Origin of the sequence: Flavobacterium terrigena (genome assembly GCF_900108955.1) — a bacterium.
In the GTDB taxonomy this organism is placed as follows: domain Bacteria; phylum Bacteroidota; class Bacteroidia; order Flavobacteriales; family Flavobacteriaceae; genus Flavobacterium; species Flavobacterium terrigena.
Genome location: NZ_FNYA01000002.1, coordinates 278,963 through 289,245 on the forward strand (window position 1 = coordinate 278,963; position 10,283 = coordinate 289,245).

The window sequence follows — 10,283 nt, forward strand, 5'->3', positions numbered from 1 at the left end:
TTATTTCACAAAATTAATTGCATTCTCTAAAACTGCAGCAATTCCGTTCGTGTTTTTACCTTTTCCTGATGCAAAAAACGGTTGTCCTCCACCATTACCATCGATGTGTTTTCCTAATTCACGAATGACATTTCCAGCGTTTAAACCTTTTTCTGCGACTAATTCTTTAGCAATATAACAGTGAATATTTGGTAAACCATCTTCAATTGAAGCTAAAACTACAAATGAATTTGGTTTTGAAGTTCCGATGGCTTGCGTTAAATCTTTAGTAGAACTCATTGACAAATCAACTTGTTTCACTAAGAAATTAATTCCGTTTACATCCGTAAATTCAGAAACTAAACTCGCAGATAATCCGTCGATTTTTTCTTTTAATAATTGCTCAATTTGTTTTTTCAATTTCGCATTATCATCTTGTAAAGAAACCACAGATTTTAAAATATCTTGAGGATTTTTCAATGTTTCCTTAATTTCTGCTAATGTATTTTCTTGATTTGTATAGAAATCTTTTACTGCATCACCAGTAATAGCTTCAATTCTTCTAATTCCAGCTGCAACTGCACCTTCTGAAACTATTTTGAATTGCCAAATATCAGCCGTATTGTTCACGTGAATTCCTCCACACAATTCCATACTTTCACCAAACTTAATCGCACGAACATTGTCTCCGTATTTCTCACCAAATAATGCCATCGCACCTTCGTCTAAAGCTTGTTGGATTGGAATACTCCTTCTTTCGATTAATGGCAATTGAGCCGCAATTCTTGTATTTACGAAATCTTCTACTTGACGTAATTCTTCATCAGAAACTTTCGAAAAATGAGAGAAATCGAAACGTAAATAAGTCGGATTCACTAATGAACCTTTTTGTTCTACGTGTGTTCCTAAAATCGTTCTTAAAGCCAAATGCATTAAATGCGTTGCTGAGTGATTTTTTGAAGAAGCACTTCTTAAATCTGTATTTACTTTTGCTGTGAAAACCGCATTTACATTTTCTGGCAATTGCTTCGCGAAATGTAAAATCAAGTTGTTTTCTTTTTTCGTATCGATGATATCAATCGTTTCATTTGCTGAAACTAAAGTTCCTTTATCTCCTACTTGTCCACCACCTTCTGGATAAAAAGGCGTATTATCTAAAACGATTTGGTATAAAATTCCGTCTTTTTTAGAATCTACTTTTCTGATACGAGTTATTTTTGCTTCATTTTCTGTTTGATCATAACCAACAAACGTTTCCACATTTCCTTCAATTAAAACATTCCAATCTTCTGTAGAAACTTCTGAAGCGGCACGAGAACGCGCTTTTTGTTTTTGTAATTCTGTTTCGAAACCTGCTTCGTCTAAACTAAAGCCTCTTTCTCTAAGAATCAAGGCTGTTAAATCGATTGGAAATCCGAAAGTATCGTATAATTCGAATGCTTTTTCTCCAGAAACTTCTTTTCCTGAAGTATTTACCATTACGTTTTCTAACAACTGAATTCCCTGTTCTAAAGTTCTTAAGAAAGAAGCTTCTTCTTCACGAATTACATTCGTAACCAATTGTTGTTGCGATTTAATTTCTGGGAAAAATTCACCCATTTGATTCGCTAAAACAGCAACTAATTTATTGATAAAAGGTTCTTTTGTATCTAAGAAAGTAAACCCGTAACGAATCGCACGACGTAAAATTCTACGAATTACATAACCAGCTCCTGTATTGGATGGCAATTGTCCGTCCGCAATAGCAAAAGCCACCGCACGAACGTGATCTACAATTACACGAATGGCAATATTCGTTTTGTTTTGCTCTTCTGATATATTTTTTACTTCGTTTGAAGTATATTTTAATCCTGTAATTTCTTCCACTTTCGCGATAAGCGGCGTGAAAACATCTGTATCGTAATTTGAAGTAACATTTTGCATTGCCATACACAAACGCTCAAATCCCATTCCAGTATCTACATGTTGTGCAGGTAATTTTTCTAAAGAACCATCCGCTTTACGGTTGAATTCCATGAAAACGTTGTTCCAAATTTCCACAACTTGCGGATGATCTGCGTTCACTAAACTTCTTCCAGAAACAGCTGTTCTTTCGGCATCAGTACGCAAATCGATATGAATTTCTGAACATGGACCACAAGGACCTTGATCGCCCATTTCCCAGAAATTATCTTTTTTATTTCCTAAAATGATTCGGTCTTCTGGTACGAATTGTTTCCAAATATCCCAAGCCTCTTGATCGAAAGGCACATTATCTTCTTTGCTTCCTTCGAAAACAGAAACATATAAACGGTCTTTGTCTAATTTCAACACTTCAGTTAGAAATTCCCAAGCCCAAGGCAACGCCTCTTTTTTGAAATAATCACCAAATGACCAGTTTCCTAACATTTCGAACATGGTGTGGTGATACGTATCAAAACCTACATCTTCTAAATCGTTATGTTTTCCAGAAACACGTAAACATTTTTGTGTATCAGTAATTCGTGGACTTTTTGGCGTACCATTTCCTAAGAAAAACTCTTTAAATTGAGCCATTCCCGAGTTGTTAAACATCAGTGTTGGATCATCTTTTAAAACAATTGGCGCAGAAGGAACAATAGTATGTCCTTTGCTTTCAAAAAATTGTAAATAAGCTTTTCTTATGTCTTGTGATTTCATTTTTATGGTATTGAATCGAATAATATAATTGACTGAAATTTTAAAAAAAATGTTTCCAAATATGAAACAAATTTTAAGTTCTTTCGTATAATAATTGTTACTTTGTGATAACGAGCACAAAAATAGTAAATTTTAATGAAATCGTTAACAACAAAAAGTTTCTAAAAGGGAACTTTTTCAAATATGAAGAGAGTAAAATATTATTACGACGCAGAGAAATTAGCATTCAAACGAATTGTTACTAAAAATAGTACCAAAATCGGATATGTGATGTTGTTTTTACTAGCGAGTGCGTTGTTTGGATTTTTATGTTTTTTTATTCTAAGTAATACGAGTTTTTTTGAAACACCAAAATCTAAATTACAAGCGCGAGAATTAGAAACGATGAAATTGAATTACAATTTATTGAACAGAAAAATTGCGTTAATGGACGAAGGTTTAGCTGCGATTGAAGAACGTGATAATAATTTGTATCGCGTATATTTTAATAGTGCTGCCATTTCAAACGAAGAAAGACGTGCAGGTTTAGGTGGTGTAAACAGATATAAGGATTTAGAAGATTTTAATAATAGCGATTTGATAATTGGTTCGTCAAAAAAAGTAGATGAAATTATGAAAGCCATGGCAATTCAATCGGTTTCATTGGACGAAGTTACAAAATTAGCCAAGCAGAAAGCCAATTTATTAAAAGCGATTCCAGCCATTCAGCCTGTGAAAAATGAAGAATTAAAACACATGGCTTCTGGTTTTGGATACAGAAGTGATCCGTTTACCAAAATTAGAAAGTTTCATAAAGGAATGGATTTTACTGCCAAAACAGGAACTCCAATTTATGCTACTGGAGATGGTGTGGTGAGAAAAGCAGATGCAAGTTTATCAGGTTATGGAAATCACATTGAAATATCTCACGGTTATGGATATTTGACTTTGTATGCGCATTTGAGTAAGTATAAAGTCAGACCAGGGCAAAATGTAAAACGTGGCGATATTATTGGATATGTAGGAAGTACAGGACGAAGCGAGGCACCACACTTACATTATGAAGTACATAAAAATGGTGAGGTAGTGAATCCTTTAAATTTTTATTATGGCAGTATTTCTGCTAAAGAATATGTTTTAATTACTAAATTAGCGAATCAGGAAAATCAATCATTAGATTAATTTTGTTTCAGGTTTCAAGTTTCAAGTTAGCACAATAACCTGAAACTTGAAACAAAGAAAACAAAACAAACAAAAAAACAATGCAATTAAACTTACCAGAAAAAAGATATTATGGAATTGGCGAATTAGCGAAAGCATTTGATGTGAACGCGTCGTTAATCCGTTTTTGGGATAAAGAATTTGATGAAATTAATCCCAAAAAAAATGCCAAAGGCGACAGAATGTTTCGTCCGGACGATGTTAAAGTATTACAAATGATTTACCATTTAGTAAAAGAACGCGGTTTCACATTGGAAGGTGCAAAAATTCATTTAAAAGAAGGAAAAAAGAAAACCTTAGACAATTTTGAAATCATTAGTAAGTTAGAAGGCATAAAAAATCAATTACTAGAACTAAAAAAAGGACTTTGATTTAGACACAGTCGCAGTTTTCAGAAAAAAGAAAAAAATCAACAACTAAATAAATTAACTTAAACAATAAAATTATGAGAAAGTGGATAATTCCAGTAGCAATTATTGGTGTATTAGTATTATTAGCAATTAGTTCATACAACGGATTAGTTGGTGTACAAGCAGATGCAAAAACAGCTTGGTCAAAAGTAGAAAGTTCATACCAAAGAAGAAGTGATTTAATCGGTAACCTTGTAAAGACGGTTCAAGGTGCTGCAGATTTTGAAAAAGGAACTTTAACTGCTGTAATTGAAGCTCGTGCAAAAGCAACTGCGGTAACAATTGACCCAACAAACATTACACCAGAACAAATGGCTCAATTTCAACAAGCTCAGTCAGGCTTGTCATCATCTCTAAGTAGATTATTAGTGACAGTTGAGCAATATCCTGATTTAAAAGCAAATCAGAATTTCTTAGAATTACAATCTCAAATTGAAGGAACTGAAAACAGGATTAACGTTGAAAGAGATCGTTTTAATGATTCTGTAAATATTTATGACAAAAAAATTAAATCATTTCCTTCTGTAATTTTCGCAAAGATATTTGGATTTAATGAAATAGCTCGTTTTAAAGCTGATGCTGGTGCTGAAAAAGCTCCTAGTGTAGAATTTGATTTCGATAAAAAATAATTAATATGTCTAAAACCGAAGAATTTTTAAGCAAAGCGGAAGAAAAAGAAATTGTTGAAGCTATTGTTGTTGCCGAAAAAAACACTTCGGGAGAAATTCGTGTGCATATTGAAGAAAATAATACAAAACCTCCTGTTGAAAGAGCACAGGAGGTTTTTCATCTTCTAAAAATGGATGAAACCGAATTGAAAAATGGTGTGTTATTCTACATATGTATGCTTTCCAAAAGTTTTGCTGTTATTGGCGATAAAGGCATCAATGACTTAGTGGATTCTAATTTTTGGAATTCTACAAAAGACCATGTAATTGAAAAATTCAAAGAAGGCAAATATAAAGAAGGTTTAGTGAGAGGAATTATTGAAGCTGGAGAACAACTAAAAAAGTACTTTCCATATAATCACGAAGACGATACCAATGAATTATCTAATGAAATATCAAGAAATTAAGATGAGAAAATTAGTCCTATTCATTGCATTATTTTTGGGTTTTGTGTCGCAAGCACAACTAAACATCCCTGAAAAACCATCTTTTATTCCTCCAGTAATTGATAGTACAAATACGTTGTCTAGTCAAGAAAAAGAGGATTTATATAAAAAATTGGCTATTTATTCCGACAGTACCTCAACAGAAATGTTTGTGATGATTGTTTCTACCACTCAAGGAGAAGAAATCAAACGATATGCTACAGATTTAGGTCAGAAGTGGCAAATTGGTCAAAAAGGGAAAGACAATGGAATTATTTTATTGATTGCCAAAGATGACCGAAAAATGGCAATACAAACTGGTTATGGTGTAGAACATTTATTAACGGATGCTTTATCTAGAAGAATAATTGAAACTGTAATTAAACCTAGTTTTAAGCAAGATCAATATTACCAAGGAATTGACGAAGGAACCAACGCTATTTTTAGAGTTTTAAAAGGTGAATTTAAAAACGATAAATCTGATAAAGAAGGAAGCATTATACCAATCTTAATTGTAATCGCATTTGTGATTATATTTTTAATAATCGCTTCTAAAAACAAAGGAAACAGAGGGAATTCAGGTGGATTTGGCGCTCCAGATTTAATGGACGTTATTATTTTAAGCAGCATGGGTCGCAGTGGCGGATTTGGTAGCGGAGGTTTCGGTGGCGGTTCATCTGGTGGAGGATTTGGAGGATTCGGCGGTGGAGGAAGTTTCGGTGGTGGCGGTGCTAGTGGAAGCTGGTAAGATTTAACTTATGTTATTTTTAGCACTTTTTACAACATTAATTCCACTTTGGAGTTTTGCACCAATATTCAAAAATCTAAGAGATAAAAACCTTTATAGCAGCTTAATTGTTTTCAGTATAATTATTATTATTATTAATTTTTAGATTTTTAGATTTTACAGGTTTATATAAAGATTCAAAAGCAGAATCCTATTATGAATTTACTTTTTTAGTATTTTTAATTCTGTTCAAGCTACTAAATAAGTTATCATTATTAATACAAAAACGAGATTTATATTTTTCCTGTAGCAATAGCTTTATTGAATGTGAAGAATCAAAAAAAGCCAATGCGTTAGATTTTTTACTTCAAACTATTTTATCTTTAAGTGTATTTATAATTATGTTTTTGAAACATAATTATAAATAATAACATAAAAAAACCCGATAAGTGATTATCGGGTTTTTTTATGTTATTATTATTTCTGTCTAAAGTAAATATCAATTGGCACACCACTAAAATTATAGTTTTCACGCAATTTATTTTCAATAAAACGTTTGTACGGATCTTTTACATATTGCGGTAAGTTAGCGAAAAACACAAACTGTGGCACCGGAGTTGGTAATTGCATGCAATATTTAATTTTCACATACTTCCCTTTTAACGCTGGTGGCGGTTGGTTTTCAATAATTGGCAACATTAAATCGTTAAATTTAGATGTCGACACTTTTTGTTTTCTGTTTTCGAAAACTTCTACTGCTGTTTCTAAACCTTTTAATAAACGTTGTTTTTCTAATGCTGATACGAATAAAATTGGCACATCAGTAAATGGTTGAATTTGCTCACGAATTTTACGTTCGTAATCTCTAGCAGTCATCGTATCTTTTTCAACTAAATCCCACTTGTTAACTAAAATTACAATTCCTTTTCTGTTTTTTTCGGCTAACCAAAAAATACTTTGATCTTGTCCTTCGAAACCACGAGTGGCGTCAATAACTAAGATACAAACATCTGAATGCTCAATTGCACGAACCGAACGCATTACAGAATAGAATTCTAAATCTTCTTTTACTTTCGCTTTTCTTCTAATTCCGGCAGTATCTACCAAATTAAATTCGAAACCAAAACGGTTATATGTGGTATCAATTGCATCACGAGTTGTTCCTGCAATATCAGTAACTACAAATCTATCTTCACCAATTAAAGCATTAATAATTGACGATTTTCCAGCGTTAGGACGACCAACAACTGCAAAACGTGGTAATGGATTTTCATCCTCAACTGCTTCTGGCAATTCTGGTAAAACTTCCACTAATTTATCTAATAATTCACCAGTTCCACTTCCATTCATGGCACCAATAGTAAAATATTCGCCCAATCCTAAATTGTAAAACTCTAACGCATCAGTCACACGTTTTGAATTATCTACTTTGTTTACTGCTAATATAACTGGCTTAGTAACTTTACGTAGTAATTTCGCAACTTCATCATCCATTGGCGTAATACCTTCTTCCACATCTACCATAAAAATGATAGCGTCGCATTCGTCAATAGCTAATTCTACTTGTTTTCTAATTTCGCCTTCAAAAATATCATCAGAACCTTTAATGTATCCACCTGTATCAATTACAGAAAATTCTTTTCCATTCCACTCACTTTTTCCATAATTTCTATCACGCGTAACTCCGCTCACAGAGTCAACAATGGCGTCTCTACGTTGGATTAAACGATTAAAAAGAGTAGATTTTCCTACATTTGGTCTTCCTACTATGGCTACAATATTATTCATTCTTCTTATATTTTGTGCAAAAGTACGTTTTTTTATTTTAGAAGCAGACATTTTGAATTTCAAAACACTTGCTTTCCCGCTTTTCGCGCTACATGGTAGCTTGCTACAATCGGGGCTAAAATAGAACGACTTTATACTATTCACTAATCACTATTGATTAGTCATTCATTATTTTTGGTTATATCCGAATCTTCGTAATTGATAAGCGTTACTTCGCCAATCTTTATTCACTTTCACGAAAATTTCAATGTGTATTTGTTTGTCGAAAAACAATTCTAAATCGGCACGAGCCTGCATTCCTACTTTTTTCAGTGCAGCACCTTTGTGACCGATAATAATTCCTTTCTGCGTATCGCGTTCCACCATAATAACAGAACGGATTCTTATAATTTTCTCCTCTTCTAAAAACTCTTCCGTTTCCACCTCAACAGCGTATGGAATTTCCTTATCGTAATTTAATAAAATCTTCTCACGAATGGTTTCATTTACGAAAAAACGCTCTGGTTTGTCTGTTAAAGCATCTTTTGGATAATATGGAGGAGAAACTGGTAACAACTCAACAATTCTGTTCAAAACTTCTTTCACATTGAAGTTTTCTAATGCTGAGATTGGAAAAATCTCTGCATTTGGAACTTTTGCTTGCCAAGTTTGTACTTGTTCTTCTAGCATATCCTGATTTGACTTGTCGATTTTATTCAACAAAAGTAAAACCGGAATTTTAGCGTGAATGATTTTATTGAAAAACTCTTCGTCTTTTAATTCTTTCTCCCCAATTTCAACCATATAGATTAAAATATCGGCATCAGAAAAAGCACTTTTTACAAAATCCATCATACTGGTTTGTAAATCGTAAGCTGGTTTGATAATCCCTGGCGTATCAGAAAACACAATCTGATAATCTTCATCATTCACGATTCCGAAAATTCTGTGACGAGTAGTTTGTGCCTTACTTGTGATAATAGACAACTTCTCGCCTACCATGGCATTCATTAAGGTTGATTTCCCTACGTTCGGGTTTCCGATAATATTTACAAAACCTGCTTTATGTGTCATGTTTAATTTTTTAAATTATATATGTCTTACCTAATGTCCACTGGACATTCTCCTCTTAATATCAAATCTATTATATTTACAAAACCTGCTTTATGCGACATATATTTATTTTTTTGCAAAGGTACATAAAAAAAGCCACTCGTTTCAGAATGGCTTTTTGCTATAATCTGATTAAAACTGTTTCTCGAAATACTCGAAATACTGTTTTAATTATTCTGCAGCTACTAATTTACTAGCGCTACGGTATGTGAATTCGTTATAAATGTGACGACGAGCAAAACGACCTGGTGATTCTGCGTTTACCATTTTCACATACGTGTTTCTTGGTACACCAAAATATTCGAATTTACTTCCATCTACAAAGCTGATGTATAAAACGCCTTTATCCATATAAAAGTCAGAAATTTGAGAAGTTGTAGTAGTAGCCGTGTATTCTGCTTTTACTTTTTCTCTAGTTTCTGGAGCTATACTTACTAAAAAGTGGTAGGCTTCAATAATGTTCTTACTTCTTTCTTCAGCTGCTAAACGTTCAACTGGATCTGCAATAGTATCAGGATGATCTTCCTTCATACTATTTCTATATATTGTTTTTAATTCTTTTAATGTTGCTTCTCTGGTAACATTAAGTAACTTTCTGTACCCAATAATTTTCTGTGTAGTCATATGATTTTCAAAATAAAAGTGCAAAAGTAGTGATTTATTCTTTAATTAAGCAAGAAAAAAAGAAACAAAAATAAAACTTAATCATTTGTTAATGAATTAATTGCGGAAAAATCAATCTTTTTTCGATGCTTGTTATGGCATAATATATATCTTATTTCTTCAGCATACTTATTTTTTTAAACAAAAAACCAGCCTGATTAGGCTGGTTTTTGTTTTATGGATTGTTACTCAAAAGGATTTTTATGGGAGTAGAGGAATGATTGTAAATTTATCCTATCAGACGTAGGCTAGTGTCTTTTAAAATTACTGTCTTTTAAGAAATTTTTTGCAAAAGAACCAATTTCATTTAAGTCATCTTCACTAAATTCATTACAAATCTTATTAAATCCTCCAATATCTTTAACGTCCATATAAAATCCATATAAAGCACTAAACGCCCTCTCTCTATTTTTCGAACTTTTGCTTTTTTTTAAAATATTATACAATTCATTAATTAATGTGTTTCTATTTTTTGAATTCTCTACAATTACTTCACAACAGATACTACATCCATGCCATACTAACGAATCATTAGAATGCGTCAATAATTTTAAAATATCATTTGAATCTCTACCTGACCTAAACTCATCATATAAATTATTTAACTTTCTTCCTAAAATATTTTCAGTTCTTGAATTTTCAATTATTTCAATTATTTCATCTATAATCATAA

General features: G+C 32.5%; 10 protein-coding genes. 5 read left to right on the forward strand and 5 right to left on the reverse strand.

The annotated features are described in order from the left end of the window. On the reverse strand, nt 1–2,637 hold the full coding sequence (gene alaS / locus BMX42_RS04750) for an alanine--tRNA ligase (protein ID WP_091309556.1): 2,637 nt from the start codon (nt 2,635–2,637) through the stop codon (nt 1–3). A gap of 183 nt (nt 2,638–2,820) precedes the next feature. Between alaS and BMX42_RS04755 the strand changes: the two genes are divergently transcribed. The 5 genes from BMX42_RS04755 to BMX42_RS04775 all read left to right on the forward strand — a co-directional run bounded on the left by BMX42_RS04755 (nt 2,821) and on the right by BMX42_RS04775 (nt 6,088). Then, nucleotides 2,821–3,798 carry a M23 family metallopeptidase gene (locus BMX42_RS04755; protein WP_091309560.1) on the forward strand — a complete coding sequence of 326 codons (978 nt, stop codon included), beginning with the start codon at nt 2,821–2,823 and terminating at the stop codon, nt 3,796–3,798. Between the two features lie 80 nt (nt 3,799–3,878). After that, entirely contained in the window at nt 3,879–4,208 is a 330-nt protein-coding gene (locus tag BMX42_RS04760; protein ID WP_091309564.1) for a MerR family transcriptional regulator, read from the forward strand. 74 nt (nt 4,209–4,282) lie between these two features. After that, nucleotides 4,283–4,876 (forward strand): LemA family protein, encoded by a 594-nt coding sequence (locus BMX42_RS04765; protein ID WP_091309567.1) that lies wholly within the window; start codon nt 4,283–4,285, stop codon nt 4,874–4,876. A 5-nt stretch (nt 4,877–4,881) separates the two neighbouring features. Beyond that, on the forward strand, nt 4,882–5,322 hold the full coding sequence (locus BMX42_RS04770) for a TPM domain-containing protein (RefSeq protein ID WP_091309570.1): 441 nt from the start codon (nt 4,882–4,884) through the stop codon (nt 5,320–5,322). Nucleotide 5,323: 1 nt separating this feature from the next. Further along, entirely contained in the window at nt 5,324–6,088 is a 765-nt protein-coding gene (locus BMX42_RS04775; RefSeq protein WP_245748245.1) for a TPM domain-containing protein, read from the forward strand. A gap of 456 nt (nt 6,089–6,544) precedes the next feature. Here BMX42_RS04775 and der read toward each other — a convergent pair whose 3' ends face one another. The 4 genes from der to BMX42_RS04795 all read right to left on the reverse strand — a co-directional run bounded on the left by der (nt 6,545) and on the right by BMX42_RS04795 (nt 10,281). Continuing rightward, complete coding sequence (gene der / locus BMX42_RS04780) at nt 6,545–7,855, reverse strand: ribosome biogenesis GTPase Der (protein WP_091310895.1); 1,311 nt, start codon at nt 7,853–7,855, stop codon at nt 6,545–6,547. 168 nt (nt 7,856–8,023) lie between these two features. Continuing rightward, nucleotides 8,024–8,908, reverse strand: a complete 885-nt coding sequence (era, locus tag BMX42_RS04785; RefSeq protein WP_091309578.1) for a GTPase Era — start codon at nt 8,906–8,908, stop codon at nt 8,024–8,026. A gap of 210 nt (nt 8,909–9,118) precedes the next feature. Next, entirely contained in the window at nt 9,119–9,571 is a 453-nt protein-coding gene (locus BMX42_RS04790; RefSeq protein ID WP_091309582.1) for a KTSC domain-containing protein, read from the reverse strand. A 287-nt stretch (nt 9,572–9,858) separates the two neighbouring features. Continuing rightward, complete coding sequence (locus BMX42_RS04795) at nt 9,859–10,281, reverse strand: hypothetical protein (protein ID WP_091309585.1); 423 nt, start codon at nt 10,279–10,281, stop codon at nt 9,859–9,861. Between the last annotated feature and the right edge of the window lie 2 nt (nt 10,282–10,283).

Bases quoted from the DNA above. Each gene is read 5' to 3' on its own strand.
- alaS (WP_091309556.1), bottom strand. From the start codon at position 2,637: ATGAAATCACAAGACATAAGAAAAGCTTATTTACAATTTTTTGAAAGC.
- BMX42_RS04755 (WP_091309560.1), top strand. From the start codon at position 2,821: ATGAAGAGAGTAAAATATTATTACGACGCAGAGAAATTAGCATTCAAA.
- BMX42_RS04760 (WP_091309564.1), top strand. From the start codon at position 3,879: ATGCAATTAAACTTACCAGAAAAAAGATATTATGGAATTGGCGAATTA.
- BMX42_RS04765 (WP_091309567.1), top strand. From the start codon at position 4,283: ATGAGAAAGTGGATAATTCCAGTAGCAATTATTGGTGTATTAGTATTA.
- BMX42_RS04770 (WP_091309570.1), top strand. From the start codon at position 4,882: ATGTCTAAAACCGAAGAATTTTTAAGCAAAGCGGAAGAAAAAGAAATT.
- BMX42_RS04775 (WP_245748245.1), top strand. From the start codon at position 5,324: ATGAGAAAATTAGTCCTATTCATTGCATTATTTTTGGGTTTTGTGTCG.
- der (WP_091310895.1), bottom strand. From the start codon at position 7,855: ATGAATAATATTGTAGCCATAGTAGGAAGACCAAATGTAGGAAAATCT.
- era (WP_091309578.1), bottom strand. From the start codon at position 8,908: ATGACACATAAAGCAGGTTTTGTAAATATTATCGGAAACCCGAACGTA.
- BMX42_RS04790 (WP_091309582.1), bottom strand. From the start codon at position 9,571: ATGACTACACAGAAAATTATTGGGTACAGAAAGTTACTTAATGTTACC.
- BMX42_RS04795 (WP_091309585.1), bottom strand. From the start codon at position 10,281: ATGATTATAGATGAAATAATTGAAATAATTGAAAATTCAAGAACTGAA.